Raw genomic sequence first — 24,401 nt, forward strand, 5'->3', positions numbered from 1 at the left:
GCCCGCAGTAACGAAATCTTTACGCCTGCGGGCGTTGATGGCGGCATGACCATCGACCCCGGAACGCTCGACCGCCTTCTTGCCGACGCCGTCGGCCCCGACAGCGCGGTTGCCGCCGATCTGCGGGCGCTGTTCCTCGCCTCGGCCACCCAGCATCTGGCCGCCATGTCGCAGCCTGCCTCTCCCGCCGCCTGGCGCGACGAGGCGCTTCGCTTGCAGGGGCTGGCCGCCAGCTTCGGCGTGGTCGAACTGGCCGGACAGGCCGCCGAGGCCGCAGCCGCAGCCGCGCCCGACGCGACGCTGCTCGACCGGCTCGCGCGCAGCCTGGCCGACTGCCGCCGCTAGCGCCCACTTCGCCTGCCAGGATTCCGACCGGCGACACCGCGCCTCGATCCGGCCCGAAAGGGGACGGACAGGGCCATGATCGGCTTTGCAGAATCGTCCTTTTCCTCCTATTGCGACCGGCTTGCCGAGGGGGACGAGTCCATTGCCGCTCGCCGCGCTGATTGCCGCGCAGGATCAGGTCGACCGGGGTGACGGGCTGCGTGCAGTCCTGCCGCTGGCCGGTCGCACGCTGATCGAACATCAGGCCGGGCTGGCACGTCGTGCCGGCGCCGCGCATGTCGTCGTGCTCGTCGAACGCGTTCCCGCCGCGCTTGCGCAGTCGATCGACCGGCTGCGGCGCGACGGCCTGCGGATCGAAATCGCACGCAGCGTCGGCGATGCGGTCGACCGCTTCCATCCCGAGGAACGCGTGCTGCTGGTCGCCGACGGCGTGGTCGCGGCGCAGGCGGCGGTCGACGCGCTGGTCGACACAGCCGGCCCCGCACTGCTGGCGCTGCCCGACACGCAGGACCATGCCGCCTTCGAACGGATCGACGCCGAGGACCGCTGGGCGGGCTATGCGGTGATGGACAAGGCGATGCTGGTCGAAACCGCCAACATGCTGGGCGACTGGGATTTCAGCTCCACCCTGTTGCGGCGGCTGGTGCAGGGAGACGCGCTGCGCATTCCCGCCCTCGCCCCCGACGGGCCCGCGTCCGATGGTGGCGCGCCGCTTCCGCCGCCGGTGATCGCGACCGGACCGGCGGCGACGCTGGCGATCGAGCATCTGCTGCTCAGGCGCGCCGAGCGCGGCGAGGGCAATTGGGCCGAGCGCCACCTCCACCGGCTGATCGCGGCGCCCCTGCTGCCGCAGGTCATGGTCCGGCGGATCGACGAGCGGCACGTCGCCTGGGGCGCGGCGGCGGTCGCGGTGCTGGCCGTGCTGCTGGCCGCGTTTGGGCTGTTCTGGGGCGCGGTCCTGCTGCTGCCGCTCGCCGCCGCCGGGGGCGCGCTGGCGCGGCGCATGGGGCTGGTCTGGGGCGAGGCGCCGGCGGAGTTCCTGCCCGGCGTGGTACGGATGCTGTCGGCAGCGGCGGTGCTGGGGCTGCTCGCTCGGCAGGAGGCGGCCACCGGGGGCTGGGGCTGGTGGACGATCGCGGCACTGGTGCCCGCAGCGCTCGCCGGCATGGCCGCGCTGAAGCCGGTCGCGCGCGCGCTGCGCGCTGCGCCGACGCCGCTCTGGACCGCGAGCGGCGATGCGCTACTGTGGCTGGCGCCCGCGCTGACGGTGCTGGGCGGGTGGCGCTGGGCGATCGCCGCGCTCGCCGTCTATGCGGGGGCCTCTTTCCTCGAACGCTTCCGGGCGGTGTGGAAGAGCGCAAACCTTTGTGACGATTGATCGCTTAGCTTCGATTTAACGACATTTCGATACGAACGAAGCATGATGGGGTTGGACGACGAGTGGCGGCCGGAAGGGCAGTCCGCGGCGACGCGATGGCTGCATGATGCCGCGCGCGCGCTCGACAGCGTCGAAAGCCGCATCGGCCGCGCCGCCAGCGATCTGTTCCACGACGACGCCGTCACCCTGTCCGACCAGCACCGCGCCCAGATTGCGCAACTGATCCGCGCGCTGATCGGCGCAATCGAGGACGAGCTGCGCATCCGCCTGATCGCCGGGCTGGAAGCCGCAGAACCGCCCACAAATGGGGCCTTTCCCTCCGAGATACCGCTTGCGCCCGCCCCAGGCGCGGCCCACCCGCACCCCGATGCCGCGCTGATCGCACAGCTGGGGTCCACCGCGACGCCGATCGCGCTGCCCCTGCTCGAACCCACCCCGCTGCTGCGCGAGCCCGACCTTGTCGCGGCGATGCTGCGCCGGGTGGACGAGCATCGGCTGGCGCTGATGCTGGGCCGCGACTCGCCCTATCATGTCGCCGACCTGGCACAGCGGCTGCTGGACATCGGCGACCCCGCGATCGCCGAGGCGACGATGGCGCTGCTGATCGCCGAGAGCCGCCGTTACGACCAGTTCGGCGACCCCGCGCTGGCCCGCACCGACCTGCAGCCCGGCCCCCACCGCAAGCTGCTCTGGGCGGTGGCGGCGGCGCTGCGCCATTATCTGGTCGTCGGACAAGGCATGGCCGAGGCGCGCGCCGACCTGTTGCTGGCCAGCGCGGTGCGCGGCCTGTTGGCCGAGCATGACGATGCCGACACGCTCGAGGCACGGGCGGATGCTCTGGCTAAGCTGCTCGACGCCCGCGACCTGATCGACGACCGGTTGCTGGTCGACGCGCTGGAGGAGGGCTGGCTGGCGCTGTTCACCGCCGCCATCGCCGCCCGCGCGGGGATGGATTCCTCGGGAGTCTGGTCGATGGTGACCGATCCCGGTGGCCTGATGCTGGGCACCGTGCTGCGCGCGATCGACTGCGCGCGCGAGGCGGCGGTGACGATGCTCTATCGCATCGGATCGGCCGAGGGCGTGGCCGAGGACATCATCGTAGCCCGCGCCGAGGCGTTCGACCGACTGGGCCGGCGCGAGGCCGCCGAGGCGGTGCTGATCTGGCGGCTGGACCCCAATTATCGCCGCGCGGTGATCGAGATCGGCGAAGGCGGCCGCCGCCGATGAACGCACCACAGGGGGTGCGGCCGGTGTTCGGCCGGATCGACGCGCAAGGCCGACTGGCCGAGGCCGATCCCCCGCTGCTGCGCCTGCAGCAGAAGGCGGGGGGCGTCGCCGGCGGCCCGCTGGCCCTTCCGCAGCTCGGACAGATTGCGCGGCTGTCGCGCCGGCTGGGCATACCGATCGCACGGCAGGTGATCGCCGCCTGCGACGATCAGGACGTCGCCCTTTGGGTGTCGGTACGGCCGGCCGAGGACGGCGACGGCGTCGCGCTGGCGATCACCGGCTGGCAGGAGAATGCCGCCTCCCAGCCCGCCCCGGCTATCGAGGCGATGCGCTGGCGCGATTTCAGCCGCGCTGCCGCCGACTGGATCGTCGAGACCGACGCGCTGTTCCGAATTGCCCACGCTCCCGCCAGCCTGCCGGCGACGATCGGCGAACCGGTCGAGACGCTGCTCGCCTTCGGGCGCGACGAGGCTGGCGCCACCTCGATCATGGCAGCGGCGATGCGCGCCGATCGCTTCGAGGATGCGGAGGCGCGCTTTCTGCTTGGTCCCGGGGTGGCGGTGCATGTGGCGGGCGTCCCCCTGTTCCGTGCGAGCGACGGCTTTTCGGGCTATCAGCTGCTGATCAGCCGGCGCGAGACCCCGCGCCTTGCCGCATCCATCGCGGCCGGAGCGATCGGCCGCGCCGATCCGCCCCCGCTCGACGCGGCCTTCGGCACCGCGCTGGGCCGGGCGATGCGCGAGCCGCTCGACCGGATCATCGCCCATGCCGACAGTATTTCCGACCGGGGCGACGGCCCGGTGCGGCGCGCCTATGCGAGCTATGCCGAGGACATTGCTGGCGCAGGACGCCACCTGCTCGCGCTGGTCGAGGATCTGGTCGACCTGCAGACGATCGAGCGCCCCGACTTCCGCCCCGATGCCGAGCCCGTCGACCTGATCGACGCGGCGGCCCGCGCGGCGGGTCTGCTGGCGGTGCGCGCCGACATCGCCCAGGTCCGCATCATCGGCCCCGCCACGGGCACGGGCGGTGCGGGCCAGCTGGGCAGTAGCACGCCTAGCGCGGACGCGGCCTTTGCCCCACAGGCTCTCCCTGGCGCCGCCGCCTCCGCCACCCTGGGCGACCCGACCGACGGCATGGCGGCACATTGGCGTCCGATCCCCCGCGCGCCACGGTCGCCCATCGTCGCGCGCGGCGATTTTCGCCGAATCCTGCAGGTGCTGATCAACCTTCTGAGCAACGCGATCCGCCACACGCCCGCCGGCGGAACCGTGCGGATCGACTGCGCGCGCGAAGGCGATATCGCCGCCGTGATCGTTGCGGACCAGGGCGACGGCATCGCGCCCGACGATCAGGAGCGCATCTTCGACCGGTTCGAGCGGCTGGGCCTGCACGACGGCACCGGCAGCGGTCTCGGCCTCTACATCTCCCGCCGCCTCGCCCGCGCGATGGGCGGCGAACTGGGCGTCGACAGCGCACCCGGCGACGGCGCGCGCTTCGTCCTCACGCTGCCGGTGGCCGAGTAGGATCAGCGCCCGATCTCCTGTGGCCCGGCGCGAGCAACCGAAACCGCTTTGCAGCCCGAAAATGAAACTCTGTCGGCGATATGACCGCCGTTGCCGATGTCGGGTGGTGCGCAGACGTGCACACGGCCTGGGTTGAATTCCGGCATTCCTGATCCGACATCCTCACCCCTCGCTCGATAGGTCAGATCGCCGCAGTGTCCGCTTCAGAGTACTCCGCCCAGCCTTTGGCGCTCGATCACCTGACCATCGTCTCGCGCTCGGAAGAAGCCGGCGCTGCATTTTATGGCCTGCTGCTTCCGCATCTTGGCTTTTCTCGGGTGAAGCCCGGCATCTGGCGCAACGCCAGTGGTCTGCACCTACAATTCCGGGCCGCAGACGACGATACGCGCGACTATGAGCGTTATGGCCCCGGCCTGAACCATTTCGGGTTCACCGCGCCATCGCCTGACTTTGTGGAGGCCTTGCACAAAATCGTGACCACCGCCGGCTACGAAGCGCGCCTCCAGACATTCGGCGATGGTACGGTTGCCCTGTTCATCCCGGACCCGGATGGTCTGCGCGTCGAAGTGTCGTGGTATCCGGAGGGTGTGCCGCCCGTCGACTAGAGCGACTGTCGCAGCTTCGGCGCCGACCGGCGGACACGCGTGCCGTCCTCGCGTCGCCGGACGCGGGGTGATGGGCCAAGCGCCTCGCAGATCAGCTTTCGCTCAGTTCCACGATCTCGAACGCGAAGGACCTCCAGCCCCTGGTCTTCGCTGCCTCTGCGGTCGCCACCCTCTTGGCTGCCGCCTCTCTGGCTGACTTGCTATGGCCCCAGAAGACCTCGGTCTTTCCGTTTTCGAGAATGGCTACGATACGCCAGAAATGCGTGAAAGGCGCGGCGGTGGGGCCGATCGTCTTCACATAGCCGTCGGCCATGGTTGCGGTCAGGTAGCGCTTCTTTCTCGCCATCAGGCGCTGATAATGGTCAGCGCCCCCACCGTCACGGCCTCTCGTCGACCGATCGAGCGGAACGCTCACCAATCTGCCGATCATGCACCGCGCTCAACCCCATGAGCGCCGCTGCCGCGCCGATCAGGCACATCAGCATGTCCCACTGGGTGTCCCACACATCCCCCTGCGTGCCGAGGAACTCGTCGGCGCCCTGGCCGAGGAGCATCGCGGCGGTGAACTCGATCAGTTCATAGCTGGCGCTGACGGCAAGGCAGCAGGCGAGGACGATCGCGCTCAGCAACTTGCCCGGCGCGATCCCGCCCAGGCGGATCAGCAGTTCGCGCAGCACGATCGCGGGGACGAAACCCTGCATGAAATGGCCGAGGCGGTCATAGGGATTACGCGCCAGATCGAGCCAGTCCTGCACGACGAAGCCGATCGGCACGCGCGCATAGCTATAGGCGCCGCCGACGATCAGGATGAGGCCGTGAACCGCAATCAGGCCGAGTGCGAGGCCCGTCAGCGGAAAGCGCGCGGCGGAGATCCAGAGAACCGGCAGCGAGATCAGCACGGGCGCGACCTCCATCCACCAGGTCGTGCGGTCATAAGGATGCCAGCCCGACCAGACGAGCGCGACGAGCCAGAGCGTAGTGACAGCGAAGAGCACCTTTCGCTGCCCTACAAACTGCAATTCCTTCATCCTTTTGGACTCCCTTCAGGAGACGCTATCAGAGAAGGCGCCGATGGAAAGACTGAGGTTGGACGTCGCTAGAAGGCGAAATCATTCAACTCGAACGTCGTGGCTGACACCGCTTGCGCGAGGATGGAAACGCTGAGCGTGCCCTCATTCGCAATTCCGCCATAGAAGAGATAGGTGTCGCTTCCCACCTGGATCGCAGCAACTTCGTGGAGGCCCTCGTGGCCATCGACAAGTGCTTGAGCAGTTGTGAGCGCAGCCTGATAGCTATCGGCACTCCCCGTCAGAACCGAGCTCGGCCTGGCCCCCGTAGCCGAGGACAATACAATGATATCGTCTCCCTCAGTGAAGTCTGTGATGACGTACCTCGGGGCTGCCAACACCGGGTAATCGCCATTCCTTATCGAGAGGACAAAGCGATCTCTGCCCTGGCCTCCGGTAATGGTATCGGCGCCGTTGGCATTGATCGTGTCATTGCCCAGATCACCCATGATGACGTTGTAGCCAAAGCCGCCGGTAATGACGTCATTGCCCTGCCCTCCCCGGACAGAATCGTCGCCATGCCAGCCGTCTATGGAGTCATCCCCAAGATTGCCGTTAACGGTATCGTTGCCGATCCCACCGAAGATGAAATCGCTCCCAGCGCCGCCGAAGATGCGATCTGAACCGTCATCACCGCTCAAGTCGTCGGATCCGGCATTGCCCTGTATATAATCGGAACCGGCACCTCCGGAGATCGTGTCGTCCCGATCCGGTCCGCCATTAGGCGACTGACCATAGAGATGGTCGTTGCCGTCATCGCCGTTCAACCAGTCGCTGCCATCGCCTCCCATGATCACGTCATGCCCGCCCCAGCCACTATAGATGTCGCCCAGCGAGCCCCCGAAGAAGCTGTCGTTACCGTCCATGAGGTTGATCTTGCCACCCAGCGCACGTGTGTCGGGCGTGATCCTGAGCAGCAGCGCGATGGTCAGGCTTGCATCGGTAACGCTGTAGGCGAGATTGCCCTCAACATAGCCGTAGATTGCTGTAATCAGACCTGACGCAGGGCGCCCGCCCTCATCGTAACGAAAATCTTCTCCGGCCATGCGGATACGCGTCGTTGCGTCAGGCGCATATTCAAAGCCTGTTGAAAGCGCCGAGTCGATCGTGCTGGTGAACGGGAGCGCGAGGCTCAGACGGGAGTCCCGGTAGAAGAAGCCGTCGCTGACTGTAATCCTTGCCATACCCATGGCTATGAAGCCGGCTGGAAAGGGTCAATTTGCGACTGGTCCATTATGGCGGGATCAGTCCGGAGCGAGCGAGGACAAATGAAAAGGGGCCCGGCACAATGCCAAGCCCCTTTCATCGTAGGACGGTGGCTGCCGCCCCTGCCGTCACTCCGCAGCAGGCAGGTAGATCTCGCCGCCCTTCTCGCGGAACACGTCGCTCATCGCGCGCATGCCGGCCTCGGCCTCGCCGGCGGCAATGAACTGGTCGGCGGGAGCATTCTTCGTGGCGGCGAAGTCGCGCACTTCCTGCGTGATCTTCATCGAGCAGAATTTCGGCCCGCACATCGAGCAGAAATGCGCGGTCTTCGCGCCTTCGGCCGGCAGCGTCTGGTCATGATATTGCTCGGCCGTGTCGGGATCGAGCGACAGATGGAACTGGTCGCGCCAGCGGAACTCGAAGCGGGCGCGGCTGAGCGCGTCGTCGCGCAGCTTGGCGGCGGGATGCCCCTTGGCGAGGTCGGCGGCGTGGGCCGCGAGCTTGTAGGTGACCACGCCCACCTTCACGTCGTCGCGATCGGGCAGGCCCAGATGCTCCTTCGGGGTGACGTAGCAGAGCATCGCGGTGCCGAACCAGCCGATCATCGCGGCGCCGATCGCCGAGGTGATGTGGTCGTAGCCCGGCGCGATGTCGGTCGTCAGCGGCCCGAGCGTGTAGAAGGGTGCCTCGCCGCAGGCTTCGAGCTGCTTGTCCATGTTCGCCTTGATCTTGTGCATCGGCACATGGCCGGGGCCTTCGATCATCACCTGGCAATCATGCTTCCAGGCGATCTGGGTCAGCTCGCCCAGTGTCTTCAGCTCGCTGAACTGCGCTTCGTCATTCGCGTCCGCGATCGATCCGGGGCGCAGGCCGTCGCCCAGCGAGAAGGCGACGTCATAGGCCTTCATGATCTCGCAGATTTCATCGAAGCGCTCGTAGAGGAAGCTCTCGCGGTGGTGCGCCAGGCACCATTTCGCCATGATCGAGCCGCCGCGGCTGACGATGCCGGTCACACGCTTCGCCGTCATAGGGATGAAAGGCAGGCGCACGCCGGCATGGATGGTGAAATAATCGACGCCCTGCTCGGCCTGCTCGATCAGCGTGTCGCGGAAGATTTCCCAGGTCAGGTCCTCGGCGATGCCGCCGACCTTCTCGAGTGCCTGATAGATCGGCACGGTGCCGATCGGCACGGGCGAGTTGCGCAGGATCCACTCGCGCGTGTCGTGGATGTTGCGGCCGGTCGACAGGTCCATGACGGTGTCGGCGCCCCAGCGGATCGACCAGACCATCTTGTCGACCTCGGCCGCGACGTCGGAGGCGACCGCCGAATTGCCGATATTGGCGTTGATCTTCACCAGGAAATTCCGGCCGATCGCCATCGGCTCGGATTCGGGGTGATTGATGTTCGACGGGATGATCGCGCGGCCGCGCGCGACCTCGTCACGGACGAATTCGGGGGTGACGAAATCGGGGATCGACGCTCCGAAATCCTCGCCGTCGCGCAGCAGCTTTTCCTTGAGCGCGGCGCGGCCGACATTCTCGCGGATCGCCACATATTCCATTTCGGGCGTGATGATGCCGCGCCGGGCATAATGCATCTGGGTGACGTTCATCCCCGCCTTGGCGCGCAGCGGGCGCTGCACGACATTCGGGAAGGGGGTTACGCCGCCCGAGCGATCGGGACCCTTGAGTCCATTGTCCTCAGGCTTCACCGCGCGACCCTGATACTCCTCCACATCGCCGCGGCCGAGGATCCAGTCGCGGCGGAGCGCAGGCAGGCCGGCCAGGATGTCGATCTGCGCATTGGGATCAGTATAGGGGCCGGAGCAGTCATAGACGCGCACCGGAGGCTCATTGGCCGAAGGCTCCAGCGCAATCTCGCGCATGGCGACGCGAACGCCCTGCGGCCCTTCCACATGGATCTTGCGCGATCCACGGATGGGGCCGGTGGTGACCGCCATGGCGGGGCGTGCGCCGCCGGCGGACGGGTTGGTCGGATCTGCGTCGGCCATGTCGTCTCTCTCCTCCAAAAGCGCGTCCGGCAGGAAAAGGGAGACCGCGTGCGGCATTCCCTCCCTACGCCGGTACGAGCCGGATCAGGTTCAGCGGGTCGTGGGCGTCGCAGCACCACCTCTCAGCCCTTGTGTCCGTCAGCCGCGAACCGGCCGGCGGGGGCTCCCCGGGGATGGCCGCGATCGTAACGAATGTTGCGCCCGGGCGAAAGCTCCGTCTGCAAGGCTGGCTAAAGGGCCAGCGGCGCCTATATGCTGAAGCCGATGAATGGCCCCAGTTGCGACCTTGCGATCATCGGCGGAGGCCTTTCGGGCGGCCTGCTGGCGCTTGCCGCGCGGCGGGCGCGCCCCGACCGGCGGGTGATCCTGATCGAGGCGGCCCCTGCGCTGGGCGGCGCGCATCTCTGGTCCTTCGTCGACAGCGACGTCGATGCAGAGGGCAAGGCGCTGCTCGAGCCGCTGGTCAGCTATGGCTGGCGCGAATTCTCGGTCGTGTTTCCGCTCTACAAGCGTGCCCTGCCATTCCCGCTCTACAGCATAAGATCGGATCGATTCGACGCGGCGCTACGCGAGGCGATGCCGGCAGAGAGCATCCTGACCGGGCGGAGGGCGGTGGCGGCTAGCGCGACCGAGGTCCGGCTCGAGGACGGGACGTCGATCCGCGCACGGGGCGTGATCGACGCGCGAGGGCCCGGGGACCTGTCGCTGCTCGACCTCCACTGGCGCAAATTCGTCGGCTATGAGCTGACGCTGGACGGGCCCCACAGCGTGCGCCGTGCAACGATCATCGACGCCGCCGCCGACCCGGCCGAGGGCTTCCAGTTCATGACGATGCTGCCAATCGAGACCGACCGGTTGTTCATCGAGGACATACGCTACGAGGCCTGGCCCGAACTCGACATGACCGACCATGGCGCGCGAATCGTCAACCACGCCGCGCGCTTCGGCTGGCGAATCCGCGGCTCCGCGCGGGGGCAGGCCGGCATATTGCCGATCGTGCTGGGCGGCGATTTCGAAAGCTACTGGCGATCGGGCGGCGAGGGCGTGGCGAAGGCAGGCCTGCGATCGGGACTGTTCCACCCGATATCGGGCAATTCGCTGGGCGACGCAGCGCGGACCGCGCAGCTGGTGGCGGGGACGGACGACTGGTCGGGCGACGCGCTCCACGCGTTGCTCCACGACCATGCCGCGAAAAACTGGGCCCGGCGCGACTATTATCGTCGCTTCGCCCGGCAGATGCTGCGCGAGACCCCGGTGGCACAGGGCTACAAGATGTTCGAGGCGCTCTATGCGATGGATGCCGATCTGATTGCGCGCTTCCACGCAATGAAGCTGGGCTTCACCGACCGGATGGCGCTCAGCCTGGGCGAAGGGCCGATGCCGGTCACCGCCTTCCTCAAGCGATAGACATTCTCCAGCGACGGACCGACGGCCATGACGATTTCCACCCTGTGCGTCTTCTGCGGCTCCAGCCCCGGCCATGACCCGGTGCATGGCGAAGCCGCCCGCGCGCTGGGCGGCGCGCTGACCGATGCGGGTATCGATCTGGTTTATGGCGGCGGGCATGTCGGCCTGATGGGGATGGTCGCCGACGCGGTGCTGGCGGGCGGCGGGCGCGTGACCGGCGTGATCCCGCAGGCGCTGCACGAGCTGGAGGTGGCGCATCACGGGCTGACCATGCTGCACGTCGTCGGATCGATGCACGAACGCAAGGCGATGATGGCGGATCTTTCGGGCGGCTTCATTGCCATGCCAGGCGGGATCGGGACCTTCGAGGAGCTGTTCGAAGTGTGGACCTGGGGGCAACTCGGCTATCATTGCAAGCCGGTTGGCCTGCTCAACGTCGGCGGCTTCTACGACCGGTTGGTCGACTTCATCGACGAGGTCGTGGACGCGGGCTTCCTGCGCTCGGCGCACCGGTCGATGCTCATGGTCGAGGACGATCCCGCCGCGCTGGTCGCACGGATGCAGACCTACGAGCCCCCGATCGTCGAGAAGTGGATCGGACGCGAGCAGCGGTGAGCTGGTCCGCTCCATTCACCGCGGGGAAAGCCCGGGCGGCCCAGGATGCGACGATGAAAGCCCTGCTCCCCCTCGCCCTGCTGCTCGCGCCCGTCCTCGGCGCGGCACCGGCCGCCGCCGCCGACCGCAAGCCGATCGATGCGAGCCCGCCGCCGCGCGTCGCGACGCTGGTCGTCTACGGCGACGACCCCTGCCCGCGCAGCTCGGACGAGGAAATCGTCGTCTGCGCCCGCCAGCCGGAGAGCGAGCGCTATCGCATCCCCAAGGAGCTGCGCAACAAGCGCAAGACCGACATACCCTCGCAGAGCTGGGCCTCGCGCGTCCGCACGCTCGATATGGTCAGCAAGCGCGGCCTGCCGAACAGCTGCTCGCCCGAGGGAACCGGCGGCCAGACCGGATGCATGCGCCAGTTCCTCGAGGCCGCACGCGCCGAGCGGGACGCAGCGAAGGCCGAAGCAGAGCAATAGGCCCGACCGGTTTCCGCTACGAAATGCGTTCGTCGGCGCAGCTCCGCTTGGGATATCGGTCCGGGGGCGCTATGATTGCCCCGGATCCGGCACATATATGAAGACGATCGACCCCGACCTGCTCCTCAGAGCCTATTCGATCGGCGTATTCCCGATGGCCGACAGCCGTGGCGCGGACGACGTCTACTGGGTCGAGCCGAAGAAACGCGGCATATTGCCGATCGACCAGTTCCGCCTGTCGCGGTCGCTAGCCAAGACGATCCGGTCGGAGCGCTTCACCGTGACCTGCGACACCGCCTTCGCCGAGGTCGTGGCGCAATGCGCCGAATCGACCGACGACCGGCCCGATACCTGGATCAATACCGCGATCGAATCGGCCTATGCCGATCTTCACCGGCGCGGCCATGCCCATTCGGTCGAGTGCTGGCGCGACGGCCGGCTGGTCGGTGGCCTGTATGGCGTGCGGCTGGGTGGCGCCTTTTTCGGCGAGAGCATGTTCAGCCGCGAGAGCAATGCGTCGAAAGTCGCGCTTGCCTGGCTGATCGCGCGACTCAAAGTGGGCCGCTTCCGCTTGCTCGATTGCCAGTTCATCACCGATCACCTCCGCTCGCTCGGCGCGATCGAGGTGAGCCGCGACGATTATGTGGCGTTGCTGGACGGCGCGCTGGGCGTGGCCGGCTTGGGATCTGGCGCGGCCGGCACCGCCGGCGCGGAGGGCTGGTCTCCACCCGACTTCTTCGCGCTCGATGGCGACGCGACACGCCCCGACAGGCGCACCGTATCGGGCCCGATATCCGGGTGCACCATCGTGCAGCTCTTGGGCCAGACGTCGTAAACCGGATCCTCGACCGCGTTGAGCGACGGCGATTCCTTGAACAACCAGCCCGAGAATATCCGCCGCCAAGCGCCATCCCGCCCACGCACGTCCGTCTGCACGAAGGCACCGGTCAGCTTCTGGTCCTCCCACGGCGCGGTCGTCTCGCAGGCGCGCAGCCGCACGATCACGTCACCGACGCGAATCGCCTGCCCCGGACGCATCTTCAACTCGCGCGATTCGCCGTTGCGCTTGTTGAGCAGGCCGAGCACCGCGACGCGGTTGCCCATGGGCGTGCCTTCGGTGGTCAGCGGCTTGTCGGGAATAGGATCGGCGACGGGCACCGCAGCCTGGGTCGCATTGGCGGGCTCGGCCGCTGCACTCTCGCTCACCTCACCGGCGGGATCGAGCGGAACCGCTCCCGCCTGTTCCTCGGACGGGAGCGCCTCGACCGGGGCCTGCTGCTGACCGATCGCCTGCCAGGCGCCGATGGCGACGAGGCCGCCGAGCGCGACCGCGCCCAGCAGGAACCGCTTCACGGTTTCGCCGCTTCGTCGCTGCCGCCGCCCGACGAGCCGCCGGACTTGTTGATGAACTGGCCGACCATGCCCATCAGGTCCATCGCGCCCTGGGTATCGGCGATCGTGTCGCCGTCCTTCAGCGCAACCGTATCGCCGCCCGGGATCAGCGAAATGAAGGTCGCGCCCAGAAAGCCTTCGGAGGTGATCGCCGCGCTGCTGTCGGCCGGCAGCTTCACCGCCGGATCGAGCGCGAGCTTCACCTTCACCTGATAACTTTGCGGATCGAGCGCCTGTGCGGCGACCGTCCCGACCTTCATGCCGGCGACGCGAACGTCGCTGCCGACGTTGATGCCGGTGCTGTTGGGGAAGAAGGCGGTGACGTGGATCGCCCCGGCCTTGGCGCCGCCGCCGGTCGCGCCATAGGCGAACCACACGAACCAGCCGGCGAACAGGATGACGAACAGGCCAACCAGCGCTTCGCCGATATTTTCACGCAACAGCGGTCTCATGACTCAGTTCGGGCTCCATGCCTCATAATCGCCGGTCGCCGCCGCTCGGACGCCGCCCCGCTCCAGGGCACCAGACGGCCGATAGGCCGCTTCGGTTCCCGTTAGGTTCGGCACCGCCGGCTGCTGCCAGGCGCGGGGCGCGGGCAACTGGTCGGGGGTGAAGTCGGTGCTGTGGTGCAGCCAGCCATGCCATTCGGGCGGAACCCGGCTGGCGTCATTGGCGCCGGAATAGATCACCCAGCGGCGGGGGCGGCCATCGGTCGCCTTGCCGCCTTCATAATAGACGTTGCCCAGCGAATCCTCGCCGATCCGCGTCCCGTTCTTCTTGGTGAAGCGGAGCGTGCCGATCGTGGCACCGTCCCACCAGGTGAAAATCTTCTTGAGCATGCCGTTCGCTTAGCCTCTGCCGCCCATGCCGCGCAACCGTTTAGACGCTGAACCCGGCCAGCTTGCGCAGGGCTGAACGTCGCCGACGGGCTTTTGGATCATTGACCGGCCCAAGAAACGCGATCGCCCTCGACAATCCCGTGGCGCGCCGCGCCGCCGCCGGCGATCTCGAGCACGGCCGCGACCGGCTCGCCCGAAGGGATCGGGCTCAGATCTTCGGGGACAGCATTGGCGGCGATCCGCGCGATGCTGCCGTCGGTGCGGATGAAGATCAGGTCGAGCGGGATATAGGTATTCTTCATCCAGAAGCTGGCGAAGCGTGGCGGAACCATCGGAAAGATCATCCCGCGGTCCTCGGCGAGGCTGGTGCGGTACATCAGGCCCCGCGCCTGTTCTTCTGAAGTTCGGGCAACCTCGACCTGAAAGGCAATCTTGCCCGCCTTGGTAGCGATGCTCAGCGGCACCGTCGCGGCGGCGGCTTCACCGGCCGCCGCATCACGCGCGCCGGCCGGCCCGGGGGCGCAGGCGGCAAGCAAAAGGGCGGCGGCGAACGCGCCCGGAATACGCATCGATTGCATGATCAGTCGGCGATCAGTTCGACTGCGAGCGGCCCCTTGCGACCCTCGGCGATGCGCGCGCGCATCCGCGTCTCGGGCAGCAGATCGGCCAGACCCGCGCGACGGACTGTCTCCATGTGCACGAAAATATCCTGCACCTCGCCCTCGCGGACGACGAAGCCATAGCCCTTGAGGCGGTTGAACCATTTGACAACGACCGGCTCGGGCTCTCCGGCCGCATCGATCAACGCGGTGGGATCGACGCGGTCGGCATTGCGCTTCGCGACAAGGTCGGGATCGGGCCCGGTCGCCGTCGAAAGGTCGATGGCAAGGATGCGGCGCGCCTGCAGGCCCCGGTCGCGAGCGACAACCTCGCACGCCACGCGTGCCCCCTCGGGAAGCGTACGGCGGCCATGATCGCGAAGGACGGAGAAATGCACCAGCACGTCGCCACGATCGCCATCGGTGGCGATGAAGCCGAAGCCGCGCGTGGCGTCGAACCATTTGACCGCGCCAACCACGGTTTCGGCGGGCTCGCCTGCTGCCATCGATAGCCGTTCCTGACCGCTGTCCAAGCTGACATCGCGCAACGTCACAGACGCAACTGACTTATCATTCATTGTCGAGACACCCGCTGCTTGACGCACCAGCCTATCACAGCGTCCCGCTGAAACGAAGCTCTTACGTGCCGAACCGTCATCCTTGGCTCGTTACGTCGCCGACATCAATATCCAGTTCGGCGGCGTCCATCGCGAGCACGCGCATGACCGTATCCATCGCATGCCCCGCCCGCGCCATCGCCGCCACCCAGCGGCGGCGTTCGTCCCGGTCCGGGACATGATCGGCATAGGGGCCGATACGGCGGCGGCGGGCGAAGCGCAGGGCGGCGTCCTCCGCGCCGGAATCGATCTCGTCGCGCAGACTTTCGGCAGTATCGGCCTCTATGCCGGCGGCGCGCAGCGATGCGGCAATGCGTCGCGCGCCATAGCCGCGGCGCAACAGCGACTGGGCACGGGCGTCGGCAAAGGCCAGGTCGTCGACATAGCCATGGTCGGCAAATCGGGCGACAAGCGCATCCACCCCGGGATCGCCTTCCCCCGCCCAGCCCCGCTCCTTCAGCTTGCGTCGCAGATAGGCGGCCAGTTTTGCCCGCGTCGTTGCATAGCGCGCGGCGTAATCGAGCGCTGCGCGCGCAAGCGTCTGGGCGTCATAGGGACGGGCTTCACGGGGGGGAGTTCGGGCCATGCGCCATCTTTGTGCCACAGTCGGGCCGGATTTTGAACGCGCGGCTGGGTGAAGGCTGCCAGCTTGTACAGGCCTGTCCGGCGATCGGGCCGCCGCCACGGAGGTGCGTCGATGCTGGATGGAGCCGAGATCATTTCTGACAGACAAGGGATCAAGACGAGAATGGCATTGGTGCCGACGCCGACAGTCGATGCGCTGCCGCGCCGCTTCGCCGATTTCGAGACGCTGAGTGCGGCGCTCGACTATGCCGCGACCGGAGTTCGCGGGCTGAACTTCCACGATGCTCGTGGAACGCTGACCACGCCCTACCCCTTCGCGCAGCTGCGGGTCGATGCCCTTGCCAATGCGCGGCGCCTGATCGCCGCCGGGATCGCGCCCGGCGACCGCATTGCGCTGGTGGCCGAGACGGGCCCCCATTTCGCCGCACTGTTCTTCGGCGCGGTCTATGCCGGCGCCTGGCCGGTTCCGCTGCCGCTGCCGACCTCGTTCGGCGGCAAGGACAGCTATATCGACCAGCTGGTCGTGCAGCTTTCGAGCTCCGATCCGCGCATGCTGTTCTATCCGGAGGAGCTGTCCGAGATGGCTTCGGCGGCCGCCGCGCAGCGCGGGGTCGAAGGCCTCACCTACGAAGGCTTCGAAATGCGTGACGCGCCGGACGCGCCGCTGCCCGGGTCCGCACCCGACGACATCGCCTATCTGCAATATTCGAGCGGCTCGACCCGCTTCCCGCACGGCGTCGCCGTGACGCATCGTGCTCTGCTGAACAACCTGGCAGCCCATTCGCATGGTATGCTGCTGGAACCACAGGATCGCTGCATCAGCTGGCTCCCCTGGTATCATGACATGGGGCTGGTCGGCTGCTTCCTGTCGCCGGTCGCGAACCAGGTCTCGACCGACTATCTCAAGACCGAGGATTTCGCGCGCCGGCCACTCGCCTGGCTCGACCTGATCAGCCGTAACGAGGGCACCTCGATCAGCTATTCGCCGACCTTCGGCTACGATATCTGCGCGCGGCGCATGTCGAGCCAGACCAAGGCATCGGACCGGTTCGACCTGTCGCGCTGGCGGCTGGCGGGCAATGGTGCCGACATGATCCGCCCCGACGTGATGCAGTCCTTCGTCGACGCCTTTGCCGAGGCAGGCTTCAAGGCCAGCGCCTTCCTGCCGAGCTACGGCCTGGCCGAGGCAACGCTGGCGGTGTCGATCATGCCGCCGGGCGAGGGCATCGTCGTCGAGCTGGTCGAGGAAACCCAGCTGTCGGGCGGCGCGCATAGCCAGGATCGCCCGCGCCGCTTCCGGGCCGTGGTCAATTGCGGCAAGCCGGTGCGCGACATGACGGTCGAGATCCGCGACGAGGACGGATCGCCGCTGCCCGAGAAGATGATCGGCAAGCTGTGGGCCAAGGGCCCGTCGATCATGACCGGCTATTTCCGCGACCAGGAGGCGACCGACGCCTGCATGGTCGACGGATGGCTGGATAGCGGCGACATGGCCTATATTTCGAACGGCTATATCTACATCGTCGGCCGCGCCAAGGACATGATCATCATCAACGGCAAGAATCACTGGCCGCAGGATATCGAGTGGGCCGTGGAGCAGTTGCCGGGATTCAAGGCGGGCGACATCGCCGCCTTCTCGATCACGACGCCCGGCGGCGAAGAGGCGCCGGCCGTGCTGGTCCAGTGCCGCACCTCCGATCCTGCCGAACGCGCCCGCCTGCGCGACCAGATCCGCGACAAGGTCCGTTCGATCACCGGCATGCATTGCGTGGTCGAACTGGTGCCGCCGCGCACGCTGCCCAAGACGAGCTCGGGCAAGCTCAGCCGCGCCAAGGCGCGCAACCTCTATCTGGCGGGCGAGATCCAGGGCTACGATATCGCCGCCTGACGCGCGACGGGCGGCGATGCCGCTTGATTCGCGGGTCCGCGGTGCATCAGGGTGTCCCGGCTTCGGCCGGTCGCCCGGATCGCCGCCGGTGCGGAGACCATTGCCCATGCGCTTCCGATTCGTCGCTCCGATACTGCTCGCACTGGCCGCGACGACGGCATCCGCGCTGCCGCTCGATCCGCTGGGCGACCCCGACCAGTTCCGGCGGGACGTCGAGGAGATCAACAGGAGACCGCTCCCCGACGGCGAGCCCCTCGCGCGGGCGGTCGGCGAGGCCGTGGCCTTCGATGCCCGGATGCGCGGACGCTGCCAGCCCAAGAAGCTGCGGATCGGCCCGCTTGCTCCGGTCACGCTCGACGGCATGGTCACCGGGCTGATCGTTGCCGGCAAGATCGAGAATGGCTGGATCAGTACTGTCACGCTCGAGGACTGCCCGCCCGGCGACCCGATTCGCATTCTCATCCTGCGCGACGCCGACGGCACCACGCTCCAGGGGATATTTGCCGGCCAGGGCGAAACGCTGGCCTGGCCTACCCTTGCCCGCGAGGCGCTGCGCGCGACGGTCGCGATGGCTGTCCAGCGGCTCAAGGTGGAGGACCCGGCCTGTGCGCCGAAAGACCTGACACCGACCAGCGTCAGGGTCACCGGCAGCAGCGCCGACCTGAGCCCCAGCCAATATGGCATAAGGCTGAAAGGCTCGTGGAACGAGGTCTGGACGTTCGAACCTTGTGGCCATCGCCTGTCGATTCCGATCGGCTTCCGCACCAATGGCAGCGGTGGTACCTATTGGGACCTGGATCGGGGCGGCGTCCTGTTCGTGCACTGACCCATCGGTCCACGCGACCGCCGGCGGTTCGTGGCTGCAACCCCTTGCGCTTCCACCACCCCACCGCTATGTGCCCGCTTCTCGGACCCGGAGGAGTGTAGCTCAGTTGGTAGAGCATCGGTCTCCAAAACCGAGGGCCGGGGGTTCGAGTCCCTCCACTCCTGCCATTTAAAATGGTCGGCTGGCCGAAGGGTACGAGGTGCGAGAAGAGGTCGGGTCCGCCGGTCGTTAAGGCCGGATAAGCGGACAGCGGCCTCTTGTCGCTATTTTGGTGTTTTCCCGGATTTTCGGATCGGGGCAGGATAGGCTGGGAACGTGGCGAAGACTTCTCCCGTCGAGTTCATCAATCAGGTGAAGGCCGAGACCCGCAAGGTCGTCTGGCCGAGCCGGAAAGAAACCGTGACGACCACCATCATGGTGGGCATCATGACGACGATCCTCGCCTTGTTCTTCTTCGGGGTCGACCAGTTCTTCTCGGCGATCGTGAAGTTCCTCCTGTCCCTGCTGGGCTAAGAAACGGAGACGTTGGCGTTCATGGCGCGCTGGTACATCATTCACGCCTATTCGGGCTTCGAGAACAAGGTCCGCGAAGCGATCCTGGCCGACGCCGCCCGTCTGGGCTTGGAGCAGCTCGTCGAGGCCGTCGAGGTTCCGACCGAGAAGATCACCGAGGTTCGCCGCGGCAAGAAGATCACCTCGGACCGCAAATTCTTCCCCGGCTATGTGCTGGCGAAGCTGAGCATGAACGACGACGTCTATCACCTGGTGAAGAACACGCCGAAGGTGACGGGCTTTCTCGGTTCGTCGGGCAAGCCGCAGCCGATCAGCGAGGCCGAGGCCGCACGCATCCTGAACACGAAGGAAGAGGCCGCGGCCGCCGCGCCGAAGACCAAGCTGCGCGTCGATTATGAGATCGGCGACCAGGTCAAGGTGCTCGACGGTCCTTTCGCAAGCTTCAACGGCGTCGTCGAGGAACTCGACTTCGACCGCAGCCGCGTCAAGGTTTCGGTGTCGATCTTCGGCCGCGCAACGCCGGTCGAGCTCGAGTTCGAGCAGGTCGAACGCGTCAAATAATTCAGGCGCTCCGGCTCGCGCCGGGGCGACTCACCAATTCCGGAGCGATCCGGGAAGGCGCCTTTCAGGCGCCGCACGTCGCGGGAGAAGGCTCCGGCCTTCGCAGGAACCGCTAAACTTGAACGGCCGGATCGCAGGATAGGTGCACGCATCTTCCCCGCACGCGACCCGACCTACGACAGAGTGAGTGAGACATGGCAAAAAAGATTACGGGCTACATCAAGCTCCAGGTGCCCGCTGGAAAGGCGAACCCCTCGCCGCCGATCGGCCCCGCACTCGGTCAGCGCGGTGTCAACATCATGGACTTCTGCAAGGCGTTCAACGCCCAGACCGGTGACCAGGAAGTCGGCACGCCGCTTCCGACGGTCATCACCGTCTATGCGGATCGTTCGTTCAGCTTCGTCACCAAGACGCCGCCGGCCAGCTATCTGCTCAAGAAGGCCGTCGGCCTGAAGTCGGGCTCGAAGGAGCCGGGCAAGGCAACCGCCGGCAAGATCAAGCGCTCGCAGCTGTCCGAGATCGCCCAGATCAAGATGAAGGATCTCAACGCCAACGACATCGATGCGGCGACCCGCATCATCGAAGGCTCGGCCCGCGCGATGGGCCTCGAAGTGGTGGAGGGCTGAGATCATGGCCAAGCTGAGCAAGAAGCAGAAGAACCAGCAGGCGTCGGTCGACAGCGTGAAGCTGTATGGCATCGATGAGGCAATCGCCCTCGCCAAGCAGAACGCGACCTCCAAGTTCGACGAGACCATCGAAGTCGCGCTGAACCTGGGCGTCGATCCGCGCCACGCCGACCAGATGGTCCGCGGCGTCGTCACGCTGCCGAAGGGCACCGGCAAGGATGTCCGCGTCGGCGTGTTCGCTCGTGGCGCCAAGGCCGATGAAGCCAAGGCCGCCGGTGCGGAAGTCGTCGGCGCCGAAGATCTGCTCGAGCAGATCCAGGGCGGCACGGTCGATTTCGACCGCTGCATCGCGACCCCGGACATGATGGGCCTCGTCGGTCGTCTCGGTAAGATCCTGGGTCCGAAGGGCCTGATGCCGAACCCTAAGCTGGGCACCGTCACGATGAACGTCGCCGAAGCCGTCAAGGCGGCCAAGGGCGGTCAGGTGGAGTTCCGCGTCGAGAAGGCCGGCATCATCCATTCGGGTATCGGTAAGGCCAGCTTCCCGGCCGAAGACCTTCGCGCGAACTTCGACGCCTTCGTCGACGCCATCGTCAAGGCGAAGCCGTCGGGCGCCAAGGGCAAGTATCTGCGCAAGGCCGCCGTCAGCTCGACGATGGGCCCGGGCGTGAAGATCGACGTAACGGAAGTCGCGGGCGCCTGATCGCCAGCGATACCGATCGAATCGAAAGGGGCCGGGAGCAATCCCGGCCCCTTTTTCGTTGTGCAGCCGTCACGCATTAGACCTTCGTCGTAGAGACGGCGTCGAATCCAATTAGCCGATTAGCACCGTTTTAAGGGCGCTCGTGCCACTCCGATAGCAGCCGCCCGGGTATTCCCCTGTACCCGGCGGCACCCAATTTTGCGTGGATGGAGACGTGCGTGGCTCAGGACTTGGGCAAAATCGAAGGCTGGGTGACCAGCAGGGCGCTGGGTGAGCGGCTATCGCTGCAGACGCGGGCAACGCTGATCTCCAGCCTGTTGATCATGGTCGCGATCATCGGCGGCTCGCTTCTCAGCCTGCAGATGATCGGCCAGGACAGCCATGTGTCGAATCAGGCGCTGTCTTCGGCGCTGCTGGAAAAGGACTTCGCTTCGCTCGAACGCGACGTGTTCAGGAACGCCCTGCTCCATTCCGAAGAGAGCCGCGGCGACGTGGTCGGCAATCTCGGCGACATGTCGAAGGCTATCGCCGCCGTTCGCGCCGACTCGGACGAGGCCGACCTGCCGCTGATCGACGCGATCACAGCCGCACAAACCAAATATGCCGGCCTCGTCAACGGATCGATGGAAAATGGCGGCCCCAATCCGGGCGAGCTCACTGCGATCATGACCGCCGGCAACAAGGTCGATGATGCGATCGAGGCGATCCGCAACCCGATCATCGCCCGCGCCGAAGCCATCGCCGCGAAGCAGATGGCGCTCGCCTTCGTGACCATGGCCCTCACCGCCCTGATCGCCCTTGTCGGCGGCTGGCTGGGTTACAAGATCGCCCGCTCGATCCGCACCAGCGTGGGCGAGGAGCTTGGCGAGGTGAGCGGCGCGATGACGCAGATCACCAATGGCCGCTATGACGTGACCGTGCGCCACTGCGAGCGCGGCGACGAGATCGGCGACCTGTCGCGGGCCGCAGTCCGGCTGCGCGATGCCAGCCGCGAGCGGGATGAAGCGGAGCAGGCGCTGCGCAACATGCTCGACATCGTGGGCGGCAATCTCCGCCAGCTGGCCGATGGCGACCTGCGCGTCGTGCTGCCGCCGCTCGGCTCCGGCTATGAGACGCTGCGCGACGACTTCAACCGCACCATCGGCGCCCTCCACGACGCCATGTCGGAAGTCGCCCGCTCGGCCGAGTCGATCCATGTCGGCTCCTCGGAAATCAGCCGCGCCACCATCGACCTCGCGCAGCGTTCGGAGCAGCATGCCGCCGAGCTGGCAGTAACCGCCGAAACGATCTCGGGCGTGACTGCTGCCGTCGGTGCCACCTCGACCCGCACCGCTCAGGCGGACGAGTTCGTGCGCTCTGCCGTCCATGAAGCCGATGCCGGCAGCGAAGTCGTCCAGCGCGCTGTCAGCGCCATGGCGAATATCGAGAAGTCGACCGCCGAAATCGGCCAGATCATCTCCGCGATCGATGCGATCACCTTCCAGACCAACCTGCTGGCGCTCAACGCGGGCGTCGAGGCGGCCCGTGCCGGTGAGGCGGGCAAGGGCTTCGCGGTCGTCGCCAACGAAGTCCGTGCGCTGGCCCAGCGCTCGGCCGACTCGGCTGCGGACATCCGCGCGCTGATCGACACCAGCGTCACCCAGGTGGCGTCGGGCGTCGAGATGGTCCGCCAGGCGGGTACCGCCTTCGACAGCATCGGCTCGCGGATCCGCGAGATCACCGCGATCGTCTCCGAGATCAGCGAGAGCGCTGCCGATCAGGCCGCCAAGCTGTCGAGCAGCAACAAGGTCATGGCCGGCATGGACGGCGTGACCCAGCAGAACGCGGCGATGGTCGAAGAAAGCACGGCGTCGGTCCGTCAGCTTGCCGACGAAGCGGATAATCTGGCAGCCCTCGTCACGCGCTTCCGCTTGCGCGAGGCTGAGAAGAAGGCCCGGATCGTCACCCCGATGGCCCCCGCCATGCGCTCCACCCCAAAGTCGGCCGCCAGCCGGCCGATGGTGAGCGGCAACCTCGCGCTGCGCGACGAGCAGGATTGGGCCGGCTTCTGACGCCGTAGGCCAGACGGCGTCCTCCCGAGGGGGCGGTCGGAGCGATCCGGCCGCCCTTTTTCGTGTCGGAATATTTGACAGGATCGTTTGGCCGTTAACCTGCGGCGATGTCGCGTGCCCCGGAAAAGCGACCTTTTCTGGGTTTGGCACGGTTCTGGCTTAACATTTCACGAACCCGTTTCGGCTCGTCGCGAGGGCAGCGCGGGGGAAGGAGAATTGATCGTGAGTATCGCAGTCCGGGGGGTTTTTGCGCTGCTCGCAGGGGTCGCTCTCGCTTTCCCCGCCATGGCCCAGGTCGAGGCGGTTTCGGAATGGCTGGGCAACATGCCCCAGCCGAGTGCGTTGATTTTGCTTCTGGTCGCGGTCGCTGGTGTGCTGGTGGGGCGCATTGCAAGCCGCCGGCGGCGCGACCCCTGAAGCGAATTGCGGGTAGCTTTGACGAGTAAAGTGTCGAGTGGATTTGCGTACGAGTTTGCTTTTTCCCCTGTAGCGTTGCGCGGCGTGTTCGGCCCCCGTCCGCCCTTCTCCGAGGCTCTCGGCGAACGGCAGACGGGGGCCGTGTCGTTTCGGCCTGCCGCGCTTCGACATTGACCTGAGGCGGCGGGCGGGCTTTGAAGCGCGGCATGACCTCGACACTCCACACGCTCGAATCGACCATCGCCGCGCGGCGCGGCGCCGACCCGTCGGCTTCCTATGTCGCCTCGCTGTTCGCGAAAGGCCTGCCCAAGATCGCGCAGAAGCTGGGCGAGGAAGCGGTGGAGACTGTGATTGCGGCACTGCAGGGCGACCCCAAAGCCGTGACCGGCGAGGCCGCCGACCTGCTGTTCCACCTGCTCGTCCTGCTCAACCAGGCCGGAGTGCCCCTATCGGACGTCCTTAGCGAACTGGAACGACGCGAGGGACTGTCCGGTCTGGCCGAGAAAGCCGCCCGCAAGGCCTGAACGACCGGAGACTTCCATGCCCATCGACGCGACCCAGCCCTATGACGACGGCAACATCTTCGCCCGTATCCTGCGCGGCGAACTTCCTTCGAAGACCGTCTATGAGGACGAGTGGGCGCTCGCCTTTCACGACATCAACCCGCAGGCGCCGGTGCACATCCTGGTAATCCCTAAGGGACGCTATGTGTCGTGGGACGATTTCAGCGAGCAGGCGAGCGACGCCGAGATCGCGGGCTTCGTTCGCGCGGTTGGCAAGGTCGCCCGCGACGCCGGCCTGCCCGCTCCCGGCTATCGCCTGCTCGCGAACATCGGCGGCCATGGCCATCAGGAGGTCCCCCACCTCCACGTCCACATTTTCGGCGGCCGTCAGATGGGCGCGATGCTGCCCCGATGAACCGTCGACGC

General features: G+C 66.9%; 28 protein-coding genes, 1 tRNA gene and 1 pseudogene. 20 read left to right on the plus strand and 10 right to left on the minus strand.

What is annotated here, in order from left to right; genetic code table 11:
- Positions 1-45: 45 nt before the first annotated feature.
- The 5 genes from G6P88_RS10880 (at position 46) to G6P88_RS10900 (ending at position 5,081) form a co-directional block, all read left to right on the plus strand.
- Positions 46-345, plus strand: a complete 300-nt coding sequence (locus G6P88_RS10880; RefSeq protein ID WP_165323174.1) for a hypothetical protein — start codon at positions 46-48, stop codon at positions 343-345.
- Positions 346-466: 121 nt separating this feature from the next.
- Positions 467-1,723: a hypothetical protein gene (locus tag G6P88_RS10885; protein ID WP_165323175.1), complete on the plus strand. Its 1,257-nt coding sequence runs from the start codon at positions 467-469 to the stop codon at positions 1,721-1,723.
- A 42-nt stretch (positions 1,724-1,765) separates the two neighbouring features.
- The gene (locus G6P88_RS10890) at positions 1,766-2,950 is read left to right on the plus strand and encodes a DUF2336 domain-containing protein (RefSeq protein WP_165323176.1); all 1,185 of its coding nucleotides are present in this window, start codon (positions 1,766-1,768) and stop codon (positions 2,948-2,950) included.
- Positions 2,947-4,476: a sensor histidine kinase gene (locus G6P88_RS10895; protein WP_206335745.1), complete on the plus strand. Its 1,530-nt coding sequence runs from the start codon at positions 2,947-2,949 to the stop codon at positions 4,474-4,476. The genes G6P88_RS10890 and G6P88_RS10895 overlap by 4 nt, the downstream gene beginning before the upstream one ends.
- 194 nt (positions 4,477-4,670) lie before the next feature.
- Complete coding sequence (locus G6P88_RS10900; protein ID WP_206335746.1) at positions 4,671-5,081, plus strand: VOC family protein; 411 nt, start codon at positions 4,671-4,673, stop codon at positions 5,079-5,081.
- Positions 5,082-5,172: 91 nt separating this feature from the next.
- Here the strand turns inward: G6P88_RS10900 and G6P88_RS10905 are convergent, their stop codons facing one another.
- The 4 genes from G6P88_RS10905 to thiC all read right to left on the minus strand — a co-directional run bounded on the left by G6P88_RS10905 (position 5,173) and on the right by thiC (position 9,366).
- A complete protein-coding gene (locus G6P88_RS10905; protein ID WP_165323178.1) occupies positions 5,173-5,427 on the minus strand; it encodes a hypothetical protein in 255 nt (84 codons plus the stop codon).
- Between the two features lie 31 nt (positions 5,428-5,458).
- Complete coding sequence (locus G6P88_RS10910; protein ID WP_165323179.1) at positions 5,459-6,109, minus strand: DUF2238 domain-containing protein; 651 nt, start codon at positions 6,107-6,109, stop codon at positions 5,459-5,461.
- Positions 6,110-6,177: 68 nt separating this feature from the next.
- Positions 6,178-7,332 carry a calcium-binding protein gene (locus G6P88_RS10915; protein WP_165323180.1) on the minus strand — a complete coding sequence of 385 codons (1,155 nt, stop codon included), beginning with the start codon at positions 7,330-7,332 and terminating at the stop codon, positions 6,178-6,180.
- Positions 7,333-7,482: 150 nt separating this feature from the next.
- Positions 7,483-9,366 (minus strand): phosphomethylpyrimidine synthase ThiC, encoded by a 1,884-nt coding sequence (thiC, locus tag G6P88_RS10920; RefSeq protein ID WP_425594446.1) that lies wholly within the window; start codon positions 9,364-9,366, stop codon positions 7,483-7,485.
- Between the two features lie 252 nt (positions 9,367-9,618).
- Here thiC and crtY point away from each other — a divergent pair, with 252 nt between their 5' ends.
- The 4 genes from crtY to aat all read left to right on the plus strand — a co-directional run bounded on the left by crtY (position 9,619) and on the right by aat (position 12,690).
- Entirely contained in the window at positions 9,619-10,773 is a 1,155-nt protein-coding gene (gene crtY, locus G6P88_RS10925) for a lycopene beta-cyclase CrtY (protein ID WP_226946523.1), read from the plus strand.
- Positions 10,774-10,800: 27 nt separating this feature from the next.
- Positions 10,801-11,388, plus strand: a complete 588-nt coding sequence (locus tag G6P88_RS10930) for an LOG family protein (RefSeq protein WP_165323181.1) — start codon at positions 10,801-10,803, stop codon at positions 11,386-11,388.
- A gap of 53 nt (positions 11,389-11,441) precedes the next feature.
- Positions 11,442-11,855, plus strand: a complete 414-nt coding sequence (locus tag G6P88_RS10935) for a hypothetical protein (protein WP_165323182.1) — start codon at positions 11,442-11,444, stop codon at positions 11,853-11,855.
- 97 nt (positions 11,856-11,952) lie between these two features.
- Positions 11,953-12,690, plus strand: coding sequence for a leucyl/phenylalanyl-tRNA--protein transferase (gene aat / locus G6P88_RS10940; protein WP_165323183.1), 738 nt, complete (start codon positions 11,953-11,955; stop codon positions 12,688-12,690).
- A 35-nt stretch (positions 12,691-12,725) separates the two neighbouring features.
- Here aat and G6P88_RS20395 read toward each other — a convergent pair.
- The 6 genes and pseudogenes from G6P88_RS20395 to G6P88_RS10970 form a co-directional block, all read right to left on the minus strand.
- Positions 12,726-12,959: pseudogene (locus G6P88_RS20395) on the minus strand (DUF2155 domain-containing protein); the annotation flags it as partial.
- Positions 12,960-13,204: 245 nt separating this feature from the next.
- A complete protein-coding gene (gene mlaD / locus G6P88_RS10950; RefSeq protein WP_165323184.1) occupies positions 13,205-13,699 on the minus strand; it encodes an outer membrane lipid asymmetry maintenance protein MlaD in 495 nt (164 codons plus the stop codon).
- 3 nt (positions 13,700-13,702) lie between these two features.
- Entirely contained in the window at positions 13,703-14,086 is a 384-nt protein-coding gene (locus G6P88_RS10955) for an NADH:ubiquinone oxidoreductase subunit NDUFA12 (protein ID WP_165323185.1), read from the minus strand.
- A 98-nt stretch (positions 14,087-14,184) separates the two neighbouring features.
- A complete protein-coding gene (locus G6P88_RS10960) occupies positions 14,185-14,655 on the minus strand; it encodes a DUF192 domain-containing protein (protein WP_206335747.1) in 471 nt (156 codons plus the stop codon).
- 11 nt (positions 14,656-14,666) lie between these two features.
- Positions 14,667-15,191 carry a cold-shock protein gene (locus G6P88_RS10965; protein ID WP_165323186.1) on the minus strand — a complete coding sequence of 175 codons (525 nt, stop codon included), beginning with the start codon at positions 15,189-15,191 and terminating at the stop codon, positions 14,667-14,669.
- Positions 15,192-15,339: 148 nt separating this feature from the next.
- Positions 15,340-15,888, minus strand: coding sequence for a regulatory protein RecX (locus tag G6P88_RS10970; protein WP_165323187.1), 549 nt, complete (start codon positions 15,886-15,888; stop codon positions 15,340-15,342).
- Between the two features lie 162 nt (positions 15,889-16,050).
- On the opposite strand from G6P88_RS10970, the gene G6P88_RS10975 reads away from it, so the two are divergent.
- The 11 genes from G6P88_RS10975 to G6P88_RS11025 all read left to right on the plus strand — a co-directional run bounded on the left by G6P88_RS10975 (position 16,051) and on the right by G6P88_RS11025 (position 24,390).
- Positions 16,051-17,775: a fatty acyl-AMP ligase gene (locus G6P88_RS10975; protein ID WP_165323188.1), complete on the plus strand. Its 1,725-nt coding sequence runs from the start codon at positions 16,051-16,053 to the stop codon at positions 17,773-17,775.
- A gap of 106 nt (positions 17,776-17,881) precedes the next feature.
- A complete protein-coding gene (locus G6P88_RS10980) occupies positions 17,882-18,601 on the plus strand; it encodes a hypothetical protein (RefSeq protein WP_165323189.1) in 720 nt (239 codons plus the stop codon).
- 91 nt (positions 18,602-18,692) lie between these two features.
- Positions 18,693-18,768: transfer RNA gene (locus G6P88_RS10985), tRNA-Trp, on the plus strand.
- A gap of 148 nt (positions 18,769-18,916) precedes the next feature.
- Positions 18,917-19,114 carry a preprotein translocase subunit SecE gene (gene secE / locus G6P88_RS10990; protein ID WP_165323190.1) on the plus strand — a complete coding sequence of 66 codons (198 nt, stop codon included), beginning with the start codon at positions 18,917-18,919 and terminating at the stop codon, positions 19,112-19,114.
- Between the two features lie 21 nt (positions 19,115-19,135).
- Positions 19,136-19,675 carry a transcription termination/antitermination protein NusG gene (gene nusG, locus G6P88_RS10995; protein ID WP_165323191.1) on the plus strand — a complete coding sequence of 180 codons (540 nt, stop codon included), beginning with the start codon at positions 19,136-19,138 and terminating at the stop codon, positions 19,673-19,675.
- A 194-nt stretch (positions 19,676-19,869) separates the two neighbouring features.
- Complete coding sequence (gene rplK / locus G6P88_RS11000; RefSeq protein ID WP_165323192.1) at positions 19,870-20,301, plus strand: 50S ribosomal protein L11; 432 nt, start codon at positions 19,870-19,872, stop codon at positions 20,299-20,301.
- A 4-nt stretch (positions 20,302-20,305) separates the two neighbouring features.
- Positions 20,306-21,004: a 50S ribosomal protein L1 gene (gene rplA, locus G6P88_RS11005; protein ID WP_165323193.1), complete on the plus strand. Its 699-nt coding sequence runs from the start codon at positions 20,306-20,308 to the stop codon at positions 21,002-21,004.
- A 218-nt stretch (positions 21,005-21,222) separates the two neighbouring features.
- Complete coding sequence (locus G6P88_RS11010) at positions 21,223-23,055, plus strand: methyl-accepting chemotaxis protein (RefSeq protein ID WP_165323194.1); 1,833 nt, start codon at positions 21,223-21,225, stop codon at positions 23,053-23,055.
- A 222-nt stretch (positions 23,056-23,277) separates the two neighbouring features.
- Complete coding sequence (locus G6P88_RS11015) at positions 23,278-23,472, plus strand: hypothetical protein (RefSeq protein ID WP_165323195.1); 195 nt, start codon at positions 23,278-23,280, stop codon at positions 23,470-23,472.
- Positions 23,473-23,678: 206 nt separating this feature from the next.
- A complete protein-coding gene (locus tag G6P88_RS11020; RefSeq protein WP_165323196.1) occupies positions 23,679-23,996 on the plus strand; it encodes a phosphoribosyl-ATP diphosphatase in 318 nt (105 codons plus the stop codon).
- A gap of 16 nt (positions 23,997-24,012) precedes the next feature.
- Entirely contained in the window at positions 24,013-24,390 is a 378-nt protein-coding gene (locus G6P88_RS11025) for a histidine triad nucleotide-binding protein (protein ID WP_165323197.1), read from the plus strand.
- Positions 24,391-24,401: the final 11 nt, after the last annotated feature.

This window comes from Rhizorhabdus phycosphaerae (assembly GCF_011044255.1).
GTDB classification, from domain to species: domain Bacteria; phylum Pseudomonadota; class Alphaproteobacteria; order Sphingomonadales; family Sphingomonadaceae; genus Rhizorhabdus; species Rhizorhabdus phycosphaerae.